This is a genomic window from Janthinobacterium sp. Mn2066, from assembly GCF_049319705.1.
GTDB lineage: Bacteria > Pseudomonadota > Gammaproteobacteria > Burkholderiales > Burkholderiaceae_D > Janthinobacterium.
Map to the genome: position 1 here is coordinate 389,452 of NZ_JBMOUF010000001.1, position 22,704 is coordinate 412,155.

General features: G+C 62.7%; 19 protein-coding genes. 11 read left to right on the forward strand and 8 right to left on the reverse strand.

Annotated elements, in window-relative coordinates:
- Positions 1 to 28: 28 nt before the first annotated feature.
- On the forward strand, positions 29 to 1,759 hold the full coding sequence (gene poxB / locus ACL9RI_RS01640; RefSeq protein WP_422724857.1) for a ubiquinone-dependent pyruvate dehydrogenase: 1,731 nt from the start codon (positions 29 to 31) through the stop codon (positions 1,757 to 1,759).
- Between the two features lie 36 nt (positions 1,760 to 1,795).
- Here poxB and ACL9RI_RS01645 read toward each other — a convergent pair whose 3' ends face one another.
- Both ACL9RI_RS01645 and ACL9RI_RS01650 read right to left on the reverse strand, forming a co-directional pair.
- Positions 1,796 to 3,409 carry a methyl-accepting chemotaxis protein gene (locus tag ACL9RI_RS01645; RefSeq protein ID WP_422724858.1) on the reverse strand — a complete coding sequence of 538 codons (1,614 nt, stop codon included), beginning with the start codon at positions 3,407 to 3,409 and terminating at the stop codon, positions 1,796 to 1,798.
- A 272-nt stretch (positions 3,410 to 3,681) separates the two neighbouring features.
- The gene (locus ACL9RI_RS01650; protein ID WP_422724859.1) at positions 3,682 to 4,770 is read right to left on the reverse strand and encodes a hypothetical protein; all 1,089 of its coding nucleotides are present in this window, start codon (positions 4,768 to 4,770) and stop codon (positions 3,682 to 3,684) included.
- 194 nt (positions 4,771 to 4,964) lie between these two features.
- Here ACL9RI_RS01650 and ACL9RI_RS01655 point away from each other — a divergent pair, with 194 nt between their 5' ends.
- On the forward strand, positions 4,965 to 5,384 hold the full coding sequence (locus tag ACL9RI_RS01655; RefSeq protein WP_422724860.1) for a hypothetical protein: 420 nt from the start codon (positions 4,965 to 4,967) through the stop codon (positions 5,382 to 5,384).
- A gap of 18 nt (positions 5,385 to 5,402) precedes the next feature.
- Here ACL9RI_RS01655 and ACL9RI_RS01660 read toward each other — a convergent pair whose 3' ends face one another.
- Both ACL9RI_RS01660 and ACL9RI_RS01665 read right to left on the reverse strand, forming a co-directional pair.
- On the reverse strand, positions 5,403 to 6,911 hold the full coding sequence (locus ACL9RI_RS01660; protein WP_422724861.1) for a hypothetical protein: 1,509 nt from the start codon (positions 6,909 to 6,911) through the stop codon (positions 5,403 to 5,405).
- Positions 6,908 to 7,762 (reverse strand): hypothetical protein, encoded by an 855-nt coding sequence (locus tag ACL9RI_RS01665; RefSeq protein ID WP_422724862.1) that lies wholly within the window; start codon positions 7,760 to 7,762, stop codon positions 6,908 to 6,910. Before ACL9RI_RS01665 ends, ACL9RI_RS01660 begins: the two co-directional genes overlap by 4 nt.
- A 403-nt stretch (positions 7,763 to 8,165) precedes the next feature.
- On the opposite strand from ACL9RI_RS01665, the gene ACL9RI_RS01670 reads away from it, so the two are divergent.
- From ACL9RI_RS01670 to ACL9RI_RS01685, 4 genes are all read left to right on the forward strand, one after another.
- Positions 8,166 to 8,699 carry a hypothetical protein gene (locus ACL9RI_RS01670; RefSeq protein WP_422724863.1) on the forward strand — a complete coding sequence of 178 codons (534 nt, stop codon included), beginning with the start codon at positions 8,166 to 8,168 and terminating at the stop codon, positions 8,697 to 8,699.
- Positions 8,700 to 8,772: 73 nt separating this feature from the next.
- Positions 8,773 to 9,660 (forward strand): hypothetical protein, encoded by an 888-nt coding sequence (locus tag ACL9RI_RS01675; protein WP_422724864.1) that lies wholly within the window; start codon positions 8,773 to 8,775, stop codon positions 9,658 to 9,660.
- An 84-nt stretch (positions 9,661 to 9,744) separates the two neighbouring features.
- Complete coding sequence (locus ACL9RI_RS01680; protein ID WP_422724865.1) at positions 9,745 to 10,671, forward strand: hypothetical protein; 927 nt, start codon at positions 9,745 to 9,747, stop codon at positions 10,669 to 10,671.
- Positions 10,672 to 10,781: 110 nt separating this feature from the next.
- Complete coding sequence (locus tag ACL9RI_RS01685) at positions 10,782 to 11,114, forward strand: hypothetical protein (RefSeq protein WP_422724866.1); 333 nt, start codon at positions 10,782 to 10,784, stop codon at positions 11,112 to 11,114.
- 45 nt (positions 11,115 to 11,159) lie between these two features.
- On the opposite strand, the gene ACL9RI_RS01690 is transcribed toward ACL9RI_RS01685, so the two are convergent.
- The 4 genes from ACL9RI_RS01690 to ACL9RI_RS01705 all read right to left on the reverse strand — a co-directional run bounded on the left by ACL9RI_RS01690 (position 11,160) and on the right by ACL9RI_RS01705 (position 17,960).
- A complete protein-coding gene (locus tag ACL9RI_RS01690) occupies positions 11,160 to 13,280 on the reverse strand; it encodes a tetratricopeptide repeat-containing diguanylate cyclase (RefSeq protein ID WP_422724867.1) in 2,121 nt (706 codons plus the stop codon).
- Positions 13,281 to 13,417: 137 nt separating this feature from the next.
- Positions 13,418 to 15,211: an ABC transporter ATP-binding protein gene (locus ACL9RI_RS01695; RefSeq protein ID WP_422724868.1), complete on the reverse strand. Its 1,794-nt coding sequence runs from the start codon at positions 15,209 to 15,211 to the stop codon at positions 13,418 to 13,420.
- 34 nt (positions 15,212 to 15,245) lie between these two features.
- Entirely contained in the window at positions 15,246 to 16,997 is a 1,752-nt protein-coding gene (locus ACL9RI_RS01700; RefSeq protein WP_422724869.1) for an ABC transporter transmembrane domain-containing protein, read from the reverse strand.
- A gap of 177 nt (positions 16,998 to 17,174) precedes the next feature.
- Positions 17,175 to 17,960 (reverse strand): phasin family protein, encoded by a 786-nt coding sequence (locus tag ACL9RI_RS01705; RefSeq protein ID WP_422724870.1) that lies wholly within the window; start codon positions 17,958 to 17,960, stop codon positions 17,175 to 17,177.
- Positions 17,961 to 18,300: 340 nt separating this feature from the next.
- On the opposite strand from ACL9RI_RS01705, the gene ACL9RI_RS01710 reads away from it, so the two are divergent.
- The 5 genes from ACL9RI_RS01710 (at position 18,301) to xylB (ending at position 22,619) form a co-directional block, all read left to right on the forward strand.
- Positions 18,301 to 18,552 carry a DUF2164 domain-containing protein gene (locus ACL9RI_RS01710; protein ID WP_422724871.1) on the forward strand — a complete coding sequence of 84 codons (252 nt, stop codon included), beginning with the start codon at positions 18,301 to 18,303 and terminating at the stop codon, positions 18,550 to 18,552.
- Between the two features lie 33 nt (positions 18,553 to 18,585).
- On the forward strand, positions 18,586 to 19,860 hold the full coding sequence (locus ACL9RI_RS01715; protein WP_422724872.1) for an amidohydrolase family protein: 1,275 nt from the start codon (positions 18,586 to 18,588) through the stop codon (positions 19,858 to 19,860).
- A 90-nt stretch (positions 19,861 to 19,950) separates the two neighbouring features.
- Positions 19,951 to 20,469, forward strand: a complete 519-nt coding sequence (locus ACL9RI_RS01720; RefSeq protein ID WP_422724873.1) for a GNAT family N-acetyltransferase — start codon at positions 19,951 to 19,953, stop codon at positions 20,467 to 20,469.
- The gene (locus ACL9RI_RS01725; protein ID WP_422724874.1) at positions 20,466 to 20,996 is read left to right on the forward strand and encodes a GNAT family N-acetyltransferase; all 531 of its coding nucleotides are present in this window, start codon (positions 20,466 to 20,468) and stop codon (positions 20,994 to 20,996) included. Before ACL9RI_RS01720 ends, ACL9RI_RS01725 begins: the two co-directional genes overlap by 4 nt.
- A gap of 150 nt (positions 20,997 to 21,146) precedes the next feature.
- Positions 21,147 to 22,619 carry a xylulokinase gene (xylB, locus tag ACL9RI_RS01730; protein ID WP_422724875.1) on the forward strand — a complete coding sequence of 491 codons (1,473 nt, stop codon included), beginning with the start codon at positions 21,147 to 21,149 and terminating at the stop codon, positions 22,617 to 22,619.
- The last annotated feature ends 85 nt before the right edge of the window (positions 22,620 to 22,704 follow it).

A 22,704-nucleotide genomic window follows, 5' to 3' on the forward strand; every position in this document is an offset into this window, starting at 1 on the left:
GTTTCTCTTCCGACGACAGGAGTCATGCATGGCCAAAAACACCATTGCTGGATATCTCGCGCAGACGCTGGCTGCGGCGGGCGTGGAACGGATCTGGGGCGTGACGGGCGATAGCCTGAACGGGCTGGCCTACAGCCTGGCCGAAGACAAGGCGATACGCTGGATGCATACCCGCCACGAGGAAGCGGCCGCCTTTGCGGCCGGCGCCGATGCGGCGTCGACAGGCCGCCTGGCCGTGTGCGCAGGCAGTTGCGGGCCGGGCAATCTGCACCTGATCAATGGACTGTTCGATTGCCACCGCAATCACCAGCCGGTGCTGGCGATCGCCGCGCATATCCCGTCGAGCGAAATTGGCCTCGGCTATTTCCAGGAAACGCATCCACAGGAATTGTTCAAGGAGTGCAGCCATTACGTGGAAGTGGTGTCGTCGGCCGAGCAGTTTCCCCGCGTGCTGGCGCGCGCCATGCGCACCGCGATCGAAGAGCGGGGCGTGGCCGTGATCGTGCTGCCGGGCGACGTGGCCCTCAGCGCCGGCCCCGGGGAAGCGCCGGCCTGGGTGCATAGCGCACCGTCGCGCATCGTGCCCGCCGAAGTGGATCTCGACCGGCTGGCCGCCATGCTGAACGACTCGGAAGCCGTGACCATCCTGTGCGGCAGCGGCACGCAGGGCGCGCACGATGAAGTGGTGGCCCTGGCCGACGTGCTGGGCGCACCGATCGTGCATGCCTTGCGCGGCAAGCAGTTCATCGAATACGACAATCCGTATGACGTGGGCATGACGGGCCTGATCGGCTTCAGTTCCGGTTATCACGCGATGATGTCCTGCGATACCTTGCTGCTGCTGGGCTGCGATTTTCCGTATCGCCCGTTTTATCCCGCCGACGCGAAGATCATCCAGATCGACTGGAAGGGCTCGCAGCTGGGCCACCGCGCACCGCTGGCGCTGGGCCTGGTCGGTACGGTGAAGGAAACCGTGGCCGCCACCTTGCCCAGGCTGCAGCGCAAGGGCGACCGCAGTTTCATCAACAACGCGCGCAAGCACTATGTCTCGGCGCGCAAGGGACTCGATGAGCTGGCCACGCCGGCGGGGAAAGGGCGGCCGATCCATCCGCAATACCTGGCCAGGCTGATCGACGAAATCGCCAGCGACGATGCGATCTTCACGGCCGACGTGGGCACGCCAACGGTGTGGGCCGCGCGCTACCTGACGATGAACGGCCGGCGCCAGTTGCATGGTTCGTTCAACCATGGCTCGATGGCCAACGCCATGCCGCAGGCGCTGGGTGCGCAGGGCGCGTTTCCAGGACGGCAGGTGGTGTCGCTGTCTGGCGACGGCGGCCTGTCGATGCTGCTGGGCGATTTGCTGACGGCGCGCCAGCTCGATTTGCCGATCAAGATCGTGGTGTTCAACAACAGCCTGCTCGGTTTCGTGTCGATGGAATTGAAGGCGGCCGGTTACCTGGACACCAATGTCGACCTTGCCAAGACCGACTTTGCCGCCATCGCCAGGGCGGCGGGCATTTATGGCGTGCGGGTGGAGGAATCGGAAGATGTGGCGGGGGCCCTGAAGGAAGCCTTCAGCCACCCTGGCCCGGCGCTGGTGGACGTGGTCACGTCACAGCATGAGCTGGCGCTGCCGCCGTCGATCGAGCTGGCGCAAGCCAAGGGTTTCAGCCTGTTCGCGCTGCGCGCGATCATGAGCGGCCGGGGCGACGAAGTGCTGGAACTGGCGCGCACCAATTTGCGCATCGCCGACTGACCGCAGTGTCATTGCCGCGGTCATGGCAGGACTTGCTTAAGCCAGACTAAGGCGCTCTGTTTTCGTGCGGGCGGCAGACAGGCGCGGTGCGCCTGATGCCGCGCCCGTCTTGAACACGCCCATCGCCTGCGCCAGTGCGCCCGCCTGCTGCTGCATGCTTTCGGCGGCGGCTGCCGACTGTTCGACCAGCGCCGCGTTTTGCTGCGTCATCTGGTCCATCTGGGTGATGGCCATATTGACTTGCTCGATGCCGGCGCTCTGCTCGGCGCTGGCCGCCGTGATTTCCGCCATGATGTCGGCCACCTGCTGCACGCTGCTGACGATCTCGCCCATGGTCTTGCCCGCCTCGTCGACCAGCTTGCCGCCCTGTTCGATCTGGTTGACGGAATCGACGATCAGGGTCTTGATTTCCTTGGCCGCGCCCGCGCTGCGCTGGGCCAGGTTGCGCACTTCGGTGGCGACGACCGCGAAACCGCGTCCCTGTTCGCCGGCACGCGCCGCTTCCACGGCCGCGTTGAGGGCCAGGATATTGGTCTGGAAGGCGATGCCGTCGATCACGCCGATGATGTCGGCGATCTTGCGCGAACTGTCCTTGATGCCGTTCATGGTGCCCACCACCTGTTCGACCACGCTGCCGCCGCGCCCGGCCACGCCGCTGGCCGTGATCACCAGCTGATTGGCCTGGCGCGCATTGTCGGCATTTTGCCGCACGGTGCTGGTCAGTTCTTCCATCGAGCTGGCGGTTTCTTCCAGCGAACTGGCCTGCGATTCCGTGCGGTTCGACAGGTCGGCATTGCCGGCGGCGATTTCCTGCGAGGCCACGTTGATGGTGTCGCTCGAATGGCGTACTTCGCTGACCATTTCGGCCAGCTTGCCATTCATCTCGCCCAGGGCGCGCAGCAACTGGCCCGATTCGTCGAGCGTGCTGCTGGTCACTGTGGAGGTGAGGTCGCCGTCGGCCACCTGGCGCGCCAGTTGCACGGCCGTTGCCAGCGGCACCGTAATCGACTTGGCCAGCAGCCAGGCGCAAACAAACACGAAGAGCACCATCAGCACCGTCAATATCAGCATCAGGTTGCGGCTTTTTTCATAGATCTTCTGGATTTCTTCCGCGCGCAAGTTGATGTCTGCGCGCTCATACAACAGCAATTCCTTGATCTTGTTGGCATAGGCCTTGGCCACCGGCGCATATTTGCTGTCCACCAGGGCCGAAGCGCGTTCGGAGTCCCCCTGTTTTTTCAGCGCCAGCACTTCGTCGCGCGACGACAGGTACTGCTTGCGCAAGTCCATCAGCTCGCCCCAGATCTTTTTTTCTTCGGGCGTATCGATGGCCGGTTCGATCAGTTTTTGCAGCTTGGCCGAGCCGGTGGTCGATTCGGCCACTTCGGCGGCAAAGAAGTCGCCCAGCGAGCTATCGCTGCTCTTGGCAATGGCCAGGCTGCGGCGGATGCCGGAATACACATTCAGATACCAGTCGCTGATGTAGCGTTCGCTGGCCAGCGGCTCGGCCATCAATTGTTTGGTGGAGTCGGCTACCGCGCTCAAACGGGCGATGCCGATGCCGATCGCCAATAGCGAACAGAGCAGCACTACGGCAAAGCCCAGTAACAGGCGTTTACCGATATTCATATTGTTGATCAAGCTGGGCATGACAATTTCTCTCCGGTTATCGTGTGGTGCTGCGTTTGATACAGTGAATTTGATACTTGGTATGCGCTTTGTCCCACCGGGTGATGGCGGCAATGCGGCAGTGCGCTTGAATATATATTAAATAATTCCTTGTGGAAACTTTAATAAGCAGAGGAATCAACAGAGGAAGGAATTTGGCCGCCCGGATGTTGTTTGTATGTCAGTGGAGGTGCGACATCGTTGGCCGGGCGGCAAGCGGGAGAGTGACAGGCGGTATGCGTGGTAACAGGGAGTTACACCTGCCAGCTGCCGTCCTGATAGACCCGCTCGTCGTCGAGGTAGACGGCTTCGGTGACGGCGAAGATGTCGACGTGGTAGCGCGCATCCTTGCGCTTGAACTGGGGCTTGGCGTACACGCCGTGCTTGGCGCCCAGCGACAGATGGATGCCGCACATGCGTTCATAAGTGCCGATATCGTTGACCATCTGCTCGCGCGAGAATGCGCGGTTCATGCCGAAGCCCAGTTCGCGCACCCATACTTCGCCTTCGTGGGCGCGGATGATGTCCAGCATTTCCAGGAATTCCGCGGTGGCGTGTTCGGTGCCCGTGACCCGGCCTTTTTCGATGATCAGGGTGATCGGCGTGTCCGGGCGGTTGACCATGAATTTGGTATCGCCGAACACAAAGATGCGCACGCGGCCATTGACCGCTTCCAGGTCTTGCGCCTCCGTAAACACTTCGCCCAGCGGGAACTGGCCGCCGATATTGTTCATGCCGCTATAGTCGCCGATATTGAGCTTGGCGCTTTCAAACGGCGAGGCGAAGATCAGTTGCTCGCCGCCGCTGTCGACCATGCCGTGGCGGGCGCGGTCGATGCGTGCTTTCAAGGCATGGCCCACGCCCCGGTAATAGGCCGGGTCATACGCCAGCGAGGCGATGTAGTGCAAGCCTTGCACGCCGGGCATGCGCGACAGGTGCACGTGTTCGATCACCTTCAGGCCCCGCTTGAACAGTTCGATGCGGATGCGGAAGGCCTCCAGGCGGAAGCTGGTCGACTGGATCAAGACCACCAGGCTGCCGGCCGGCAGGGCGGCAAACGCGGCCAGCACGGCGTCCGGCGTGACTTCGTCGAAATCGATGAAGGTGGCGTGGGGCAAGGCCAGGCGATACGCCTCGGTCAGCACCACATTGAGCCAGCTGCGCTTGTCGCAGACAATCAGCGCCGGCTCATCGGGCCGGTGGCAAATGGCCATCGCCAGGGTGTCGGCCACGTTGTGTGCCGCCACTTCGGTAGCGGCGGCGCTGATGGCGTCGAGGCGGCTGGTGTCGGTGCTACTGTCGCTGCTGTTGTCGCCGCTGGTATCGTTGCTTGGGTGCGTCATGGGATGGCTGTCGTCTGCAAATAGTCAACGCGCATTATAAGTGCAGATGCCAATTGGTCAGCAGATGCTGGATGGTCTTGTATAGTGCTTTTGAGCAATGTATTATTGGTGCATCTATTGAGACATCAATAACAAAGCCTAACCGAGTGTGATGCGAGTGTGACGCAATGAGCATAATTGGACAAGATATCCCCATGGAACGTCCCGATGCGGATGGACGCGCAGCCGTGTTCGTGCCTGTCACGGGCGTCAAGGAAGATATCTTGCTGGCCATACGCAAGGGCGCAGCCATCGTCGGCTTCGCCAATCACGACCGCACCATCACCGTGTACTTTGAAAGCAACCGCTTCGACGACCCGGTGCTGGCCAAATGGGAACACAAGGCGCGCAAGGCCTATGACCGCCTGATCGGCAATGCCCCCACCGTTTCCAAGCTGACCACCAGCCCGGTTCACTTCGAACAGATCGGCTACATCAATGGCAAGGGCATCACCATCCGCCGCATGGATAGCCTGAAGCGCTGGCTCAGTTATTCCGACGCGCTCGACTCTTGCCCGGAAAACGAGATCGTGCCGCGCACGGTGATGCCGAAAGTCGACAGCGTTAAAGTCTAGTTTTTCCTCCTTTCCCGCTTACACCACCACAATACTTGCCTGCGCCTTGAGCGGGCAGGGCAGGCTGTCATCGAAAGTGATCTCGATGGCGCTGGCGATGAACATGCCGCCGATATGCTGGGCGGCGATTTCCGGCGGCGTGCCCGGCTTGGTCAGGTTGACGTCTTGCGCGAACACGAACACGCGCCAGCTGCCATATACGTCTTGCCCGTATTGCAGCAACTGCCGATACGCCAGTTTCAGATTCAGGCTGGCCGCATACACGCCGTCATTGGCGCCGGGATCGTAGCCCAGCCCGTCATCGGAGAGTGTTTCCACGAAATACAGGCCTTGCGGCGCCTGGAACAGCACGAAGGCATACAGCTCGTTGCCACGGAATAAATCGCCATTGTCGCGCCGGAAGCTGGCCCGTACCCACAACGGTTCGAACGCCTGCACCACGTCGGGCGTATCCGTTTCCACCGGGCCGGCCACATGCACGTTGACCTGCGTTTCGCTCACGGTATGGTGGTAGCTGGCGCCGGTCGTGAAACGGTCGTATTGCCAGCGGATGTCGGCCGTGTACGGCTGGCCCGCATTCGGCGCCTCGGGCAACACCCATTGCGCCACCACCCGTTCGCCCAGGGTCAGTTCACCGGCGGCGGGCGGCGTGGCTTCCTGGCCGCGCCAGAATGGGTCGGCCAGGTCGGAACAGGCTGCCACGATGGCGCCCGAGGCGATCGCCGACGCCACGCCCGCTACCGTGAATTCGGGCTTGCCCGAGGCGGCGCCCTTGGGCGTGCAGCAATGCACGCTGGGATCGGTTTCTTCGAACGTGCCGCCCACGCTGAAACTGGCCTTGCCGGAACCCAGGGCCGCGGCGATGATGGCCACCAGGGCGGCGATCAGGGCGATGATGATGGCCAGGATTTTCCACCAGGGATCGGAAAACGGCAATTCCCCGTGCGTGCCCGCGTAGGCGGGATTCGGTGTCCAGACCAGCGTCATGCCGGTGGGTACGATCGGCCCCCATTGCGGCGGACAGCGGCAATCTTTGCCGTCGCCGCCAGCGCCCGTGCTGCCCCAGCGCTTGCCGGGCAGGTGGCCTTGCGGCTTGGACAGTTCCAGGGTGCCTTCCTCGACCGTGCAAGTGTAGGTATTGGTGGCGCTGTCAAACCGCGTCTGCGAGACGAAGATTTGCTGGATCGAGCGGCGTGGCGTGTAGCCATCGGCCTTGGCGACAAAGCTGACCAGGCGCTTGCCCGGTGCGGCGTGCTGGAAGTCGGCGTTCCACATGACCAGCATGGCGGCGCCGGCCGGCACGCTGGCAAAGAAGAAGGTGCGCGCCACGGGGACGATGCCGGGGTCGCCCACGCTTTCCAGGTAGACGGTAACGTTGTTCAGTGCGTTGCCCGACCGGTTCGTCACGTGGGCGGCGATGCGCAAGCCGTAGATGGCGTTGTCGAACACGCCATCGGGCAGCATGATATTGGTGACGGGCTCGATTGCGAACGGCCGCGTCAAGACTTGCATGGGCGTGTCGCTCATGATGTTTGCTCCTCACGACCGTCTTCGCTGCCGACGATCAGGTAAGTATTGCCGCCCATCACCTTGCCATCCTGTCTTTCCAGCACGCGCAGCAGTGCATACTGATAGGACGGCAGCTTGTCGGCACGCAGGCTCAGGTAGACGGCCACGGCCTGGCCGCGCGGTACGTCGAGCACCAGTTTCTGTTCTCCCGGAGTGTCGTCATTGCAGTGTGGCGTCAAAGCCAGTCCGGCGGTCAGTAACACGTCTTTCGCCGGCCGCCATTTTTCCAGTCCCAGGGAGGCCAGCAAACGTGCGCTTGATTCACCGCCTTGTTCCAGCTGCAATTCCACTTTCCTGGCCTGGCGGGCCAGGGCCGCAACGGAAATGGCCAGCATCTGCGCGCGCCGCGCCGCCAGCACCACCTGCACATTGCGCTGGGCGATCTGTTCGTGCTGCTGGGGTTGGAACAGAAAGCCGTTCGGCAGCGGATCGGGCAAGGGATTGATATCGCCCGGACCATGGGCCACGGCGATCAAACATTCGTGGCCGCCGTTGACGATGACGGGGAACCAGGGCACCAGGCACAGCACTTCCTGGGTGGCGCCGGGCGCCAGGTCGGCAAACGCCGAGCCGATCGCGGTGGCGGCGCCGACGGCAATCAGTCCCGAGGGATCGGCCCAGTAAAAATCCACGCGCACGCCATTGGACGCGCTATTACCCGTGTTATGCACGCGGCCCCACAGGTAATTGCTGCTGCCGGCCACCGGCGCGCCGGGCGGACCATTCGGATCGTTGCCGGGCACGACCCAGATATCGGCGCTATCCCACCACCAGGGCTGGCCGTCTTCGATGATCAGGTGGGCTGACATGGCATCCTCCTCGTCTGCGCCGTCGCGTGTGCTGCGGTGATTCAGCTTAGGATGCGTTGTCTTGGGGCGTTTGATCGATATCAAATGCAGTGTTACCGGTGCTTTGCAATTTGCCTGGATAATTCATCGATTAAAGAGATACTTAAAAGCAGTGGATTTTCCAGACTCAAGATAAAAATTACTGCTCAAGCATAGATGGGTTATTATTTGAATGATAATTTAAAGTGTTTGCTCGCAATATTGGACTTGTACCCCATTGTTTTCTGGAAGTTGGCATGCATGCGTACCTCAAGGTGTTTTTGTGAATCGGGAAATTGAATATCAGTGCCAGGAATCCGAATGCCTGTCGGTATTGCCATGGGTCGTCAAGTTTTGTCCCTTTTGCGGCGCGAGACAAACAACGATGACCTTGAAAATCACGGTTCCTCCTGTATTGCCGAAGGATGAGCCACCCTTAAAGCCCTATATCCTTGATACCCGGCGTCCGGAGCGTGCCTTGAAAAAGCTTCCTGTGCCCGTAGCGGAGCCTGTTTCCGACGATAGCTTGAGTAATTTTCATCGTGATATCGCCGATAGCATTTCCGACGCATATTGCAATAGCGCGACCTTTGCCAAGTTGCTGCGCCAGGGCCAGAACATGCTGGGCCTGGATGCACGGCGGGTGCATGCGATTTTATCGATGGCATTGGAGCGTTTGCATGCGGTCAATGAGCAGGCTTTGCTTGATGAATTAAACGCTTTGCTCCATGTTTTTACCGATGCGGAAAAGAAACTCGATAAAAAGAATCGCATCGATGCTTTACAGAGTGTCTGTAAAGTGCGGCCAGGGACGAAAAAAGGCATGGATCCCACGATTGCGGAGAGGTTTATTACGGATTTTTGCAGGAGAAATTCGGTAAGGGAACGCGCCGGACTGTGGGGCTGGAAAGTCCTGTAACCGCGTAGATAAAAGTACGCAATTCCGATCTGGCCTGGGCCGATCAATTTTTATCTTTTTAACTGAGGAAGAAATGAATCAAGCTGATCAAGAATGGCTGAAAAATCGCGTGGCGGTTGCCGTGGACGACGATTTTTATCTGGACCGTGATGAAGAGCGGCGCATCAAGGAAGAAGGCGCTAGCCGCGGTATTGTGAGCCGCGAGATCGAGTTGATTATCCGTGAACAGCTCGATGAATATTCGGCTGTCTCCGAGCGCGCGCTGGTGGAGGAACTGGATCGGCTGCTGCATCAGTTCACCGACAACGACAAGAAACTCGATCAGAAAGAGGAGCGCCTTGCGCTCAATAAAGTGGTGACGCCGGCGTCAGGCAAGAAGGTGGGCCTCGATCCGCGTGTTGCGGAAGAGTATGTGGCTAGTTTTTGCAAGGCCAACGGCGCATCGCGTTCCACCGACACCAAGAAATGGCTCAGTTCACAAATGGGACTGGTGCTGGTCGCGGTCGCCGTGGCTGGCGCTGGCATCTTTTTTGCGACGCGTCCATCGGTCGCAAAGGAAGAAAGTGTGGCTGTCCCGGTGCAGGCCAAGGAAGCGCGGGCGGCCGATACCAAGGCGGTCAGGCTCAATGAGAACGACCGCGCCGAGATCGATGACCAGTTGCGCCGGGCTGCGCTGTATGTGGAAAAAGCGCAATACACGGACCCGCCAGAGAGTTCGGCCAAGGCATCGCTCGACCAGATTCGGCAGATCGACCCGGACGGCCAATACCGTGGCGAAGAGGTCAAGGGGCTGGCAAGCAAGATTGTCGATCACTACATCAAGCTGGCGGAAAAAAGCGCCGCGTCGAATGATCTCGGGGCGGCCGCCAAGTGGCTGGCGCGCGCAAAACTGCTGAACCGTGATCGTGAGGTAATATTGGAAAAGGAACGGGCACTAGGGTTGGTGAAGGCAGAGCGTTAAGATACGCGCTGTCTGCACCAGCGGGGGCAGACAGCGCGCATGCCATGATGGCATGGGCATACAGGTAGTCACCAGGGTTGGAATGTGTTTGAACAAGTAAATGAACGTTGTATCCAGGCCGCTTGTGGCCAGGCATTGCCGCTGCGCGTGGCGTATTGCCCGTTTTGCGGCACGCGGCAAGCCGCCTTGGCCGAAACCAGGGCCGAGCCTGCGCCGGTACAGAGTATGAAACCGCCGCCTGTGACGGTGGCCCCGGTCCCGGTCCCGGTCCCGGTCCCGGCGCCGACACCCGACCCGGCGCCGAAGCCGGTGCCGCCGTCCATTCCTGCTCCACAAGCAGCCAAGCCGCCCCCGGCAGCGGCGAAACCCGTCAAGGCCGCCCGTTCCGTGCCGCCGCCGCGTCCGCCCATCCGGCTGCGTACCTGGATCATGGCGGCGCTGGCGCTGCTGGGCATCTGGCTCTATAACAAGCCATCCGACCAGCCGGCCAGCGTGGCCCAGCAGGTAGAGGCGGCCACGGCGCTGGCGGCGCAGTGCGACCTGGACGGGGCGCGCAGCGCACTGGCTAGGCTGAAAAATGCCAAGGCGCCAGCCGCGCAGATCAAGCAGTTGCAGTCCAGTATCAACAGTGCCAGCGCTGCCTGCGACAAGAAACAGCGGCGCGAACAGGAGGGGAGCACGGCGCTGGCGGCCGTCAATCAGGCGCTCGACGCGGGCAACCTGGAGGTGGCGGCTTCGCGCCTGGCCGCCTATGCCAAGCGCCATGGCGACGATGCCGATACCCTGGAGCTCGATGCGAAAATCAAGGTGGCGCAGGCCAGCCGCAAGCTCGATGCGGCCGACGCCTGCCTGGCGAAGTCGGACCGGGTCTGCCTGGAAAGCAATCTGATCGCGGCGGAGCGCTACAAGCGGCCGGAACTGGCGACGCGCATCCGGGCGCTGCGCACGGCGCTGTCCCAATTGCTCGAGCATTCGCTGTTCGATGCGCCGCCGGCGGCAGCCACCCATTAAAAGCTGCCGCAAACCGTGTGCTTATGTGCGTTAGCGTACGCTTGAAAAGAATTTCCCAGTGTATATTGAAGACTGATCTGTTCGTTTTGATAACACTGAAAGGGAATATCATGAAAGCAAGCAAAAACCTGATGGCACTCTGCGCTGCCGGCATGATGGTGGTGGCGCTGGCGGCCTGCCAGAAAAAGGAAGACGTGTCCGCTCCGGGCCCGGCTGAACAGGCTGGCCAGAAAATCGATGCCGCCGCCGCCCAGGCCAACAGCGATATCAAGGATGCCGCCGCCAAGGCGGACGCCGCCGTGAGCCAGGCCGCCTCGGAGACGGGCGCCAAGATCGATCAGGTCACTGCCGATGCGAACAAGAAAATGAACGAGGCAGCCGACGCCGTCGGCCAGAAAGTGGAAAAAGCGGGCGAAAAAATCCAGGACGCCGCCCACAAGTAAGCACGCCAGCAGGCAATGTGATCAAGGCCGGCCAGTCCGGCCTTTTTATGTTGCCGCCGCGGTATCTGGCGCGGTATTGCCATCCAGCGCTGCGGTCGCTGCCGCCACTGTCTTGACTGCCTGCGTTTCATCCTGCCCGCCCAGCACCACGTTCAAGTCGACATAACCGTCGCGCCATGCGCGTTCCAGGTCTTGTTCGACCACTTCCATGGTGGTGCCTTCCATGCGCTGGAAATGGCGCAAGCCATAGGCGCGGTTGCGGCCATGCGCCTTGGCCAGGTACAGCGCCATGTCGACCAGGTTGACGCTGCGCTCCCACGACAGGGCTTGCCCCAGCGGCGCCAGCGGATATGGCGCAAAGCCCACCGAGACGTGCACGCTGATCGCCTGCCCCTGATAGTGCACGGTTTGCGCGGCTACGCCGTTGAGGATGCGCAGCGCGATGTCATCGAGTCCGCCGCGCGTCACGGCCGGCAAGAAGGCCAGGAACTCTTCGCCGCCCCAGCGCACGATCATGTCCGTTTCGCGCAGCACGTCATGCAGCGTTTCGGCGATGGTGGTCAGCACCAGGTCGCCCGCCGCATGGCCATAGTGATCGTTGATCTGCTTGAAATGGTCGACGTCGAGCAGGAACAGGGCGCCCACGATTTCGGCGTCCGTATCGGTCATGGCCTGGCGCGGCGCCAGCTTGCCCGCATGGCTGCCGTGCTGGCGCATGAATTCCTGGAAGTGGCGGCGGTTGTACAGGGCCGTCAGCGGATCGCGCGAGCTTTGGCGCTTGAGTTCCTGGTTCTTGACGTTCAGCTGCACGTTCGCATGGCGCACCTTGCGGTACAGCATGCCGACGATGACGGACGCCATCGCCAGCACCAGCGCCAGCAGCCACCAGATGCGCTGCTGCAGGCGGCGGTTGTCGATTTCTGCGCTTTTCACCTGGTTTTCGCGGCTCAGTAACTCGATTTTCCGCTGTTTCTTTTCCGCTTCGTATTTTTCTTGTAGTTCATACACGGCTTTTTGCCGCTGCTTTTCAAACAGCTGGTTCGAGATGCTGCGCTCGCGGTGATAGGCTGCCACGGCGCCGCGCATGTCGCCAGCCCTCTCGAGGGTCTGGCCGTATTCCAGCAGGATTTCCTGCATGTCGGGCTGGTTGGCCGTGCGTTCATAGTACGCCAGCCCCGCTTCCACGCTGCGCTTGCCCTCGGCCAGGCGTCCCAGGCCGATTTGCGCCTGGCCGATGTTGACGTGCGCCGCCGCCTCGATCAGGCCATTGTTGACCAGTTGTGCCGCCTTGATGGCTTCGTTGCCGTAGCGCTGGGCCTGCTGGTAATCGCCCTGTTTCAAATAGCTGTCCGACAGGTTGACCAGGGTGGGCGCCAGCATGCCCTTGGCGTCGAGCTTGCGTTCCAGCGCCAGCGCATCGAGCAGCGCGCGCTGGCCCCGCACCGGCTGCTTCGCGTCCAGCGCCAGGCCATATTCGGTATTTTTTGCCTGCGCCATGCGTCCCGGCGATCCCAGCCTGCCGGTGAGGACCAGCAATTCATCGAGCGCCTGGAAACCCTTGTCGTATTCGCGCATTTGCCGGTACAGCACCGCCAGCGCATTGAGCGATGCGGCCAGGTCCCACGGCGAGTCGCTCTGGCGCGCCAGGTCGACGGCAGCCTGCAGCTTGGCCAGGGCCAGCGGGAAATTGCCTTCCTCGGCCCAGGACTGGCCCGCACCGATCATCGCCTGCACGCGCACGGACAGGTTGCTGGTCTGGTTGGCGATTTTTTCCGCTTCGAAGGCCAATTGGTGCGAAACATGGCGCTCGTTCATGGCGAACTTGATATAGGCCTTGTTGAGCAAGCCCTTGGCCAGCGCCACGTCGTCATGGTTGGTTTTGGCGTAGGCGATCAATTCCTCGGCCAGTTGCATGGCGATGTCGTTTTGCCCCAGGCGCATGCGGGCATTGCTGAGTTGAGTGAGGAATTCGGCGCGCACGGGCAACGGCGCGCTGCGCGCCTGCACTTCCATCTCCTGCAGATGCTGCAGGGCGCGGTCCGGCACGAAGCGTCCATCTTCGCGCACGTCCAGCAGGCGCTGTTCCAGGTCTTCCTGGGCGCCGGCATGCACTGGCCACAGACAGGCCAAGGCCAGCAGCCACGGCCCTCCCTGTTGCAACGCCATCTTGTATTTACCAGCCAACGTACCGTCCCATTGAGCACCCTAGTCTGCAAAGATTATATTCCGTTGCAATCAAGAAATATCATACCGTGTGCAGTTTTTTGCAAAAATACACACTGGGGGTGTTGACAGGGACAGTTTTACTGGGCCAGCTGTTGTAACAGGTACAAGCGCTGGTACAGGCCGCCGTCGATCTGCATCAATTCTTCATGCGGTCCCGCTTCCGTGATGCGGCCATGGTTCAGCACGATGATGCGGTCGGCGTCGCGGATGGTCGACAAGCGGTGGGCGATGGCGATGATGGTGACCTTGCCGCGCAATTCATCGAGCGCCGTCTGCACGATCTGCTCGGTCTGGCTATCGATGCGCGAGGTCGCTTCATCCAGCAGCAGGATGCGCGGCTGGCCGGCCAGTGCGCGGGCAATCGCGATCAGCTGTTTTTGTCCCGACGACAGGCGTGAGCCGCCTTCGCCCAGCGGCGTGTCGTAGCCGTGCTCCAGCGCCGCGATGAAGTCGTGCGCATGCGCGGCGCGCGCGGCCGCTTCGATCTGCGCCTGCGTGTAGCCGCGCCCCATGTCGATGTTTTCGCGCGCCGAGGCGGCCAGCAGGAAGGGGTCTTGCGGCACCAGGCCCACGTCGGCGCGGAAATGCTCGTTGGCGATACTGTCGAGGGCAATCCCGTTGACGGCGATGCTGCCCTGCGTGACAGGATAAAAGCGCAGCAGCAAGGAGAGCAGGGTCGACTTGCCGCTGCCCGTGTGGCCGACGATGCCGAAGAACGCGCCTTGCGGTATCTCCAGCGACAGGTCGTGCAGCACCGGCTGGTTGTCGATATACGCAAACGTCAGGTGCGAAATGGCGACCGCCGGCGACTTGCCGTCGTTGGCGCCATGGCGCGCGGCCGGCGCCGGCTTGCCCTGCGCATGTTCCAGCGCCTGCGCTTCGTCGAGCAGGGCCGAGACGCGGGCGGTGGCGACCACCGATTGCTGCAGCTGGCTAAATTGCATGGTGATCTGGATCAGCGGCTCGATCACGCGCGCGATGTAGCTGATGAAGGCGTACAGCACGCCCACTTCCACCGCGCCGATGTCGCGCCGGCCGAAACTGAAGATCACCACCGCCAGCAGCACGATATTGAGCATGTCGAGCGCGGGGCGCAGCAGCCAGGCGTTGGCGCGCAATTCCTGCAGGCGCGCCGTGTAATGGTCCTGGTTGATGCCCGTAAAACGGGCGCCGAAGCGGCGTTCCGCATTGTTCGCCTGCAGCACGCTCATGCCGCCGATCGATTCGGCGATCTGGCCATTGATTTCGCTGCGCAGCGCGCGCGTGCGCGTCACGGCTGGTGCGCTCCAGCGCTGGTACAGGAAGACGATCACCAGCACGGCCGGCAGCAGGGCCAGCACGATCAGCATCAGGCGCCAGTCCATCCAGGCCATGGCGGCCATGGTGCCGATCAGGACGATGGAACTGTCGAGGATGACGAACAGCACCTGCACGTACAGCGATTTCACCGCTTCCGTATCGTTGGTGACGCGGCTGACCAGCTGGCCCGTGATGGCGCGGTCAAAGAAGGCCATCGGCAGGCGCAGCACGTGCTGGTACACCGTTTCGCGCAGCCGCTGCACGGAACGCATGGCCAGGCCGGACAGGCGCACCAGCTGCAGGTAGCGCAGGCCGCTGGCGGCCCAGCCCGTCAGCAGGCAGCCGGCCAGCAGCAGCGACATGCGGGTCCAGTCCAGGTGGCGCGGCAGCAGGTGCTGGTCGATCAGCGCCTTGCCAAGAATCGGGCCCGTGACTTCCAGGCCGGCGGCGATGATCAGCCAGAAGGTGGCCCATTTCAGGTGGCCCAGGTCGGGTGCGGCGGCGCGGCGCAGCAGGCCGATCGCCTGCAGGGCCTGGCGGTGCACCGGCTGTTTTTCAGTATCGGCTTGCATGGTTGTTGGTGCGGCGCTGTTGGGTGCTGACTTTTCAGATGGCATCGAGGCTGGCCTCCAGTTGTTGGTAGCGCCACTGGCTGGCATACCAGCCATCCTGCTGCAGGAGGCTGTCGTGGCTGCCGGTTTCAGTGATGTGGCCATCGCGCAGCACCAGGATCAGGTCGGCATTGACGACGGCGCTCAGGCGGTGGCTGGCGATGATGGCGCTGCGCTCGGGACGGCGCAAACGCAGTTCTTCCAGGTGCTGCAGGATGCGCGTTTCGGTGCCCGTATCGACCGCCGACAAGGCATCGTCCAGCAGCAGCAAGCCGTTATCGGCCAGCAGGGCGCGCGCGATGGCCACGCGCTGGCGCTGGCCGCCGGACAGGGTGATGCCTTTTTCGCCCACATGGGTCAGGTAGCCATCGGGGAATTGCAAAATATCGCCATGGATGTCGGCCAGCTGCGCCGCCCGTTCGATTTCCTGCTGCGTCGCCTCGGGACGGGCCAGCGCGATGTTGTCGGCGATGGTGGCCGAGAACAGGAACGACTCCTGCGGCACCCAGCTGATCGCCGCGCGCAGCGCGTGCAGGGTGTAGGCGTCCAGTGGCTGGCCATTCCAGGTGGCGGCGCCCGTTTGCGGCGTGACCTGGCGCAGCAGCACGCGCAGCAGGGTGGACTTGCCGCTGCCGGTCGGGCCGACCAGGCCCAGGGTCTGGCCAGGCTGCAGCTGCAAGGAGATGTGCGACAGCGCGGGCTGTGTCTGGCCAGCGTACGAAAAGCCGATATCGGCCAGCTGCAGGGGACCGGGCGTCAGGCTGGCGATGGTGCCGTGATCGTCGATGGCCAGCGGCGCGTCCAGCATCGGGTGCAAGCGCTGCCAGGCGGCGCGGCCGCGCTCGATCAGCGACAGCACCCAGCCGGCGGCGAACATGGGCCAGATCAGCTGGCCCAGGTACATGGAAAAGCTGGTCAGCGAACCGATGGTCAGCTGGTTTTGCCACACCAGGTAGCCGCCCAGGCCCAGGGTCAGCGCGGTGGCGGCCGTCAGGGTCAGGCCGACGGCCGGCTCGTACGCGGCTTCCCAGCGCTGCGCCGTCAGGCTGGCGTGGGCGGCGTGGCCGGCCAGTGTGGAAAACTGCTTGCTGCTGCGCTGTTCCAGGCCCAGCGCGCGCAGGGTGCGCACGCCCGACAGCGATTCCTGTACATGGTCGTTCAAGGCAGCGAAGCGTTTCAGCGAATCGGTGGAGGCCGTGTGGATATGGCTGGAAATGCGCCAGAAGGCCAGTCCCATCAGGGGAAACGGCAGCAGGGCGATGCAGGCCAGGCGCCAGTCCACGCCCAGCAGCATGATGCCCAGCACCATCAGCAAGGTCAATGTGCCGTCGAAGCCGGCCAGCATCGCTTCGCCAGCCGCCATCTCGATGGCGTCGATATCATTGGTGGCCAGCGCCATCAGGTCGCCCGTGCGCTGGCCCTGGTAAAAGGCGGCGCCCTGCTGCGACATGCGCGTATAAAAACGCGTGCGCAGCATCACGCCCAGCTGGTAGGCAGCCTTGAACAGGGTGATGCGCCAGCCGACGCGCAGGAAGTAAATGCAGACGCCGGCGGCGAGCAGGGTTACCAGCTCCAGCCACAGGTCGCTGGGGGCCAGGCGGTGGCCGGCCAGCGCGTCGATGATGGCGCCGACGCGGCGCGGCACCCAGACGGTCAGTGCGGCCACGCCCGTCAGCATGACGGCGGCGGCGGCGTACGACGGCCAATGCTGGCGCACGAAGCCGGCGATAAGCCTCGATAAACTCATGTATTACCTTTTAATTTGATGATGGGGTGTCGCGGGGCGGAAGGAGGGGCACGCGCACGGAAAGTACGCGTAGGATACAACAAGGCTGGCAAACCCGCTGAGGGCAGGACGATAAGCGTCACGCAAAAAACGGGCCGTAGCCCGTTATTTTGCTGCTCCCAACCTGCTGCGCGGGACTTATTTGCGTGGGCTGCCCTTGCCGCTCAGCATATCGAGCTGCTTCGGTGACGCAGCCTTGACGGCAGGCTTGGCGGCCGCTTTGGCGGCGGGTGTTGCGCTGGCCTTGGCGACGGGCTTGACGGCCGGCTTGACGGCTGCTGGCGCTGGCGCGGCTGCCTTGGCGGGTGCCGGGGCTGGTGCGGCAGCCGGTTTGGCTGCTGGCGCGGCGGCTTTGACTACCGGCTTGATGGCGGGTTTGGCAACGGCGGGTTTGGATGCCGGCGCGGGGGCAGCCGCAGGCGCGGGCACGATCTTGGCGGCAGGCTTGGCCGCTTCCACGGGCGCTGGCCTGGCTGCCGGTGCTGGCTTGACTTCCGGCGCCGCCGCTGGCGCGGCTGCCGGCACTGGCGCAGGAGCCGGCCTGGCCGCCACCGGGGCTGGCGCCGGTGCCGGTGCAGGAGCCGCAGCTGCCTGGTCGAGCCTGGCCTTGGCCGAGGCCAGCAAGTCGGCCTGGGTGCTGGACGCGATGCCGAACAATTGGCGGCTATAGGCCAGCACGCTTTCGATCTGCGGCTGCGCCTGGCTGGTGCTATAGCTGAAGAATTCGCGCGGGTCCTGCGTTTCCAGCAGGTGCTGCGCGGTTTCCGCCGTGTGGGAAATGGCCGCCTTGCCGGTATTGATGTTCAGGGCGATGATTTTTTCAGCGCTCTCGAAGACTTTGCTGGTCAGGGTGCTGAAGATCTGCAGCTGGTTTTCCAGTTGCGATTTCGCGGCTAGTGAAAATTGTTCTGGAAGCGAAAACATATTTACTCCTTTGTACGGATTAAAATGCTGGCAAAACGCTCTGCACATCCCGAAAACCAGAGCCGGCCGCGTTTTGTAAAGTGTCTGGCGTACTTCGATTTGATTGGACGCTGTTTATGATGCAACGCAATATGAATATTCTAACGGTGATTCGAGTTGGTTGAAAGTTATTTCTAATCGTGCTGTTGTCCTGCGTATCCGGCAATTTTCCAGCTTGTTGGAAAGTAAGGCAAGTTTGCGCGAACGCAATACGTCAGTACGAATTCTGTGGCTATGGCTATGATAGCCGGTAGTTTGATGCGATGCAGCATCGGCGATAAAATGATAAAGAAGATAAAAGATGGCGATTAAATTGCAGCAGGAAGTAGAACAACGTTTGCTGGTCTCGATCCAGCGTTACTGCGCCGAGAATCTCGATGAAGACGTGGGCGAATTGAAGGCCAGGCTGCTGCTCGATTTCTGCGTGCGCGAAATCGGTCCGTCCGTCTACAACCAGGCCATTCTCGACGCCCAGTCGGCCATGCAGGACAAGATCGCTGAAATCGAGACGGTCTGCTACGAAACCGAATTCGCCTACTGGAAGAAAAAGTAAGCCCCAGCGCATCGCCAGCTATCAGGAGTCATCATGGATTTGGTCATCCGCAACGCCAGCCTGCCCGATGGGCGCCAGCATGCCGACATCGCCATCGAGGGGGGCCGCATCGCCGCCGTCGGTCCTGCCTTGCCGGTGAAGGGCGCGCATGAAATCGATGCGGCGGGCGACCTCGTCACGCCGCCCTTCGTCGACGCCCACTTCCATATGGACGCCACGCTCAGTTATGGCTTGCCGCGGGTGAACGCCTCCGGCACCTTGCTGGAAGGCATCGCGCTGTGGGGAGAATTGAAGCCGCAACTGACGCAGGATGCGCTGGTGGCGCGGGCCTTGCAGTATTGCGACTGGGCCGTGGCGCGCGGACTGCTGGCGATCCGCTCGCATGTGGACATTTGCGATCCGCGTTTGCTGGCCGTCGAAGCGCTGCTCGATGTGAAGCGCCAGGTCGCGCCGTATCTCGACCTGCAGCTGGTGGCCTTCCCGCAGGATGGCATCCTGCGCAGCCCCGGCGCCTTCGATAATCTGCAGCGGGCGATTGCCATGGGCGTCGACGTGGTCGGCGGCATCCCCCATTTCGAGCGCAGCATGGCCGACGGCGCCGAATCGGTGCGCCTGCTGTGCGAATTCGCCTGCGAGCGCGGCTTGATGGTGGACATGCATTGCGATGAATCGGACGATCCGCTGTCGCGACATATCGAAACCCTGGCCTACCATAGCCAGCGTCTGGGCATGCAGGGCCGGGTGACGGGCTCGCACCTGACGTCGATGCATTCGATGGACAATTATTATGTCAGCAAGCTGCTGCCGCTGATCCGCGAGGCGGGTGTGGCGGCGATCGCCAACCCGCTGATCAACATCACCCTGCAGGGCCGCCACGACAGTTATCCGAAACGGCGCGGCATGACGCGCGTGCCCGAGATGCTGGCGGCCGGCATTCCCGTCGCGTTTGGCCACGACTGCGTGATGGACCCGTGGTACAGCCTGGGCTCGGCCGACATGCTGGAAGTGGCGCACATGGGCTTGCACGTGGCGCAGATGACGGGCCAGCAAGCCATGCACGACTGCTTCCTGGCCGTGACGGAAACACCAGCCCGTATCCTGGGCCTGGATGGTTACGGCATTGCGCCCGGCTGCCACGCAGACCTGGTGATCCTCGATTGCGGCTCCACCGTCGAAGCGCTGCGCCTGCGGGCTGCGCGCAAGCTGGTGCTGCGGCGCGGCAAGGTGGTCAGCGAGGCGCCGCCTGCCCATGCCCGTCTGTCGCTGCCGGGGCGGCCCGAGAGCGTGAACTTCCGCCTGGGGCGCTGATTCTCCCCGGCGGGCGTCCGTGCGGCACTGGACGCCCCTGGACAAATCCCCGACAATCGTCATCACTTGTTGATCTTTGCTGGAGCTGCCTTGAAAGAAATTGATATTCGTCCTGCCGTGGAATCGGACTTCGAGGACATGTGGCAGATTTTCCGCGTGCTGGTCGCCACCGGTGAAACCTATCCGTTCACGGCCGAGACCACGCGCGAACAATGCCATGCCTACTGGTTCGGCCCCGGCGTGCGCAGCTTCGTGGCCACCATGGGCGATGAGCGCCTGCTGGGCATGTATAAACTGGTCGCCAATCAGGTTGGCCTGGGCGACCATGTGGCCAATGCTTCCTTCATGGTCGATCCGGCCGCGCAGGGCGTGGGCGTGGGGCGCATGCTGGGCGTGCATTGCATGGAGGAGGCGCGCCGCGCCGGTTTCCTGGCGATGCAGTTCAACTTTGTCGTCAGCACCAACCTGGGCGCCGTCACCTTGTGGAAAAAGCTGGGCTTTTCCGTCATCGGCACCTTGCCGCTGGCCTACCGCCACGCCAACCTCGGCTATGTCGACGCGTATGTGATGTACCAGTTGCTGAGCGACCCGATGCAGTGGCCGGCATGAGCTTTGTTATCGTCCTGGAAACGCCCCGTCTGCGCCTGCGCAGCGTGACCGTCGATGATGCGGCGTTTTACCTGGAACTGGTCAACGACCCGTCGTGGGTGGCCAATATCGGCGACCGCAAGCTGTACACGGTGGAAGCGGCGCGCGCGGCGCTGGAAACGGGGGCCATCGCCCAGTTCCGCGAGCATGGCTATTCGCTCTACATGATAGAGCGCCGCAGCGACGGCGCCACCATCGGCATGGGCGGCCTGGTGCGCCGGGCCAGCCTGCCCGGTCCCGATATCGGCTACGCGCTGCGGCCGCCTTACTGGGGCCAGGGTTATGCCGGCGAGGCGGCTGCCGCCGTGATGGGCCACGCCGAACATGCGCTGGGCATCGCCACCGTGTACGGCATTACGGCGCCGCACAACCAGGCCTCGATCAATCTGCTCAATAAACTGGGGCTGCGCTATGAGCGGTTCTCGCGCCTGCCGCCGGATGGCAAGGATACCAATATCTATCGCCGCGATTTTCGCCGGCACGGCTGACGGCGTCGCATAGGCTGGCGGATGCGTATCGTCAAAATGGGGAAAAGTATCTGGAAATACCGCTTTTTTTCCTGCCGCCCCGATTACCATTGCGCAGATTGATGAATGTAATGCACGGGCGCCTGCCCATTTACTTTTTGTGGAATCATCGTGACTTATCTCGGTATCGATATCGGCACTTCCGAAATCAAGGCCATCCTGACGGATGACGCACAAACCATCTTGGCCAGCAGCGGCGTGAGCCTGCGCGTGTCCAGCCCCCATCCGGGCTGGTCGGAGCAAGACCCGGAACACTGGTGGCAATCCACCCTGGACGTGATCGCCGCCATCCGCAGCGCCCAGCCGGTGGCGTTTTCGGGCTTGCGCGGCATTGCGCTGTCGGGCCAGATGCATGGCGCCACCGTGCTCGATGGCCAGGACCGGGTGCTGCGTCCGGCCATCCTGTGGAATGACACGCGCGCGTTTGCCGAATGCGTGGAACTCGAAGCGCTGGTGCCCGAATCGCGCGCCATCACGGGCAACCAGGCCATGCCCGGCTTCACGGCGCCCAAGCTGCTGTGGCTGAAAAAGCATGAGCCGGAACTGTTTCGCGCCATCCGTAAAGTCTTGCTGCCCAAGGATTATGTGGCACTGCGCCTGACCGGTGATTATGTGTCCGACATGTCCGACGCGTCCGGCACCCTGTGGCTGGACGTGGCCAGGCGCGACTGGTCCGAGCGCATGCTGGCCGCGACTGGCCTGGGCCGCGAGCACATGCCGCGCCTGGTGGAAGGCAGCCATGCGGCCGCCCGCATACGTCCATCCTTGTGCCAGCAATGGGGTATCTCGCACCCGGTGGTGCTGGCCGGCGGCGCGGGCGACAATGCGGCGGCGGCCGTGGGCCTGGGCGTGGTGGAGCCGGGCGCCGGCTTGCTGTCGCTGGGCACCTCGGGCGTGCTGTTTGCGGGCAGCGACGGCTTTGCGCCGAATCCGGGCCAGGGCGTGCACGCGTTTTGCCATTGTCTGCCTGAGCGCTGGCACCAGATGAGCGTGATCCTCAGCGCCGCGTCCAGCCTCAGCTGGGTGGCGAAGCTGACGCAATCAAACGATGTGGGCGAACTGGCCAGCCTGGCCGAAAACGTCGAAGCGCGTACGGCGCCGATCTTTTTACCGTATTTGAGCGGCGAGCGCACGCCGCACAACGATGCGAATGCACGTGGCGTATTCTTCGGCCTGTCGACCGGGCATGGCCGCGCCGAGCTGGCGTACAGCGTGATGGAAGGCGTGGCGTTTGCCATGGCCGATGGCAATGAAGCCTTGCGCAGCGCCGGCACCCATTTGCGGCAAGCTTCCTTCGTGGGCGGCGGTTCGCGCAGCCGCTTCTGGGCGCAGCTGTGCGCCAACGCCTCCGGGCTGGAAGTGCTGCGCCACGACCACGGCGTGGCCGGCGGCACCATGGGCGCGGCCCGCCTGGCGCAGATGGCCGTGACGGGCTTGCCGCCATCGCAGGTGTGCACGCGTCCGCCGGTGCAGGAAACCGTGGCGCCGCAAGCGCCCGGCGTGCTGCAGGAGCGGCTGGCGCGCTACCGCCGGCTCTACCCTTTGTTGCGTGCAGAGATGGCAATGGCTGCACCAGGCTCTTGATGGATTGACACCAGTCAAGTGTGGCCTATTCTGTCCGGTAGGCCCGCCCAATTCTTTTATCATTTCCTTTCCGCATGTTTCTGCG

Excerpts from the sequence above, each read along its gene's own strand:
- poxB (WP_422724857.1), top strand. The coding sequence starts at position 29 with ATGGCCAAAAACACCATTGCTGGATATCTCGCGCAGACGCTGGCTGCG.
- ACL9RI_RS01645 (WP_422724858.1), bottom strand. The coding sequence starts at position 3,409 with ATGCCCAGCTTGATCAACAATATGAATATCGGTAAACGCCTGTTACTG.
- ACL9RI_RS01650 (WP_422724859.1), bottom strand. The coding sequence starts at position 4,770 with ATGACGCACCCAAGCAACGATACCAGCGGCGACAACAGCAGCGACAGT.
- ACL9RI_RS01655 (WP_422724860.1), top strand. The coding sequence starts at position 4,965 with ATGGAACGTCCCGATGCGGATGGACGCGCAGCCGTGTTCGTGCCTGTC.
- ACL9RI_RS01660 (WP_422724861.1), bottom strand. The coding sequence starts at position 6,911 with ATGAGCGACACGCCCATGCAAGTCTTGACGCGGCCGTTCGCAATCGAG.
- ACL9RI_RS01665 (WP_422724862.1), bottom strand. The coding sequence starts at position 7,762 with ATGTCAGCCCACCTGATCATCGAAGACGGCCAGCCCTGGTGGTGGGAT.
- ACL9RI_RS01670 (WP_422724863.1), top strand. The coding sequence starts at position 8,166 with ATGACCTTGAAAATCACGGTTCCTCCTGTATTGCCGAAGGATGAGCCA.
- ACL9RI_RS01675 (WP_422724864.1), top strand. The coding sequence starts at position 8,773 with ATGAATCAAGCTGATCAAGAATGGCTGAAAAATCGCGTGGCGGTTGCC.
- ACL9RI_RS01685 (WP_422724866.1), top strand. The coding sequence starts at position 10,782 with ATGAAAGCAAGCAAAAACCTGATGGCACTCTGCGCTGCCGGCATGATG.
- ACL9RI_RS01690 (WP_422724867.1), bottom strand. The coding sequence starts at position 13,280 with ATGGCGTTGCAACAGGGAGGGCCGTGGCTGCTGGCCTTGGCCTGTCTG.
- ACL9RI_RS01695 (WP_422724868.1), bottom strand. The coding sequence starts at position 15,211 with ATGCAAGCCGATACTGAAAAACAGCCGGTGCACCGCCAGGCCCTGCAG.
- ACL9RI_RS01700 (WP_422724869.1), bottom strand. The coding sequence starts at position 16,997 with ATGAGTTTATCGAGGCTTATCGCCGGCTTCGTGCGCCAGCATTGGCCG.
- ACL9RI_RS01705 (WP_422724870.1), bottom strand. The coding sequence starts at position 17,960 with ATGTTTTCGCTTCCAGAACAATTTTCACTAGCCGCGAAATCGCAACTG.
- ACL9RI_RS01710 (WP_422724871.1), top strand. The coding sequence starts at position 18,301 with ATGGCGATTAAATTGCAGCAGGAAGTAGAACAACGTTTGCTGGTCTCG.
- ACL9RI_RS01715 (WP_422724872.1), top strand. The coding sequence starts at position 18,586 with ATGGATTTGGTCATCCGCAACGCCAGCCTGCCCGATGGGCGCCAGCAT.
- ACL9RI_RS01725 (WP_422724874.1), top strand. The coding sequence starts at position 20,466 with ATGAGCTTTGTTATCGTCCTGGAAACGCCCCGTCTGCGCCTGCGCAGC.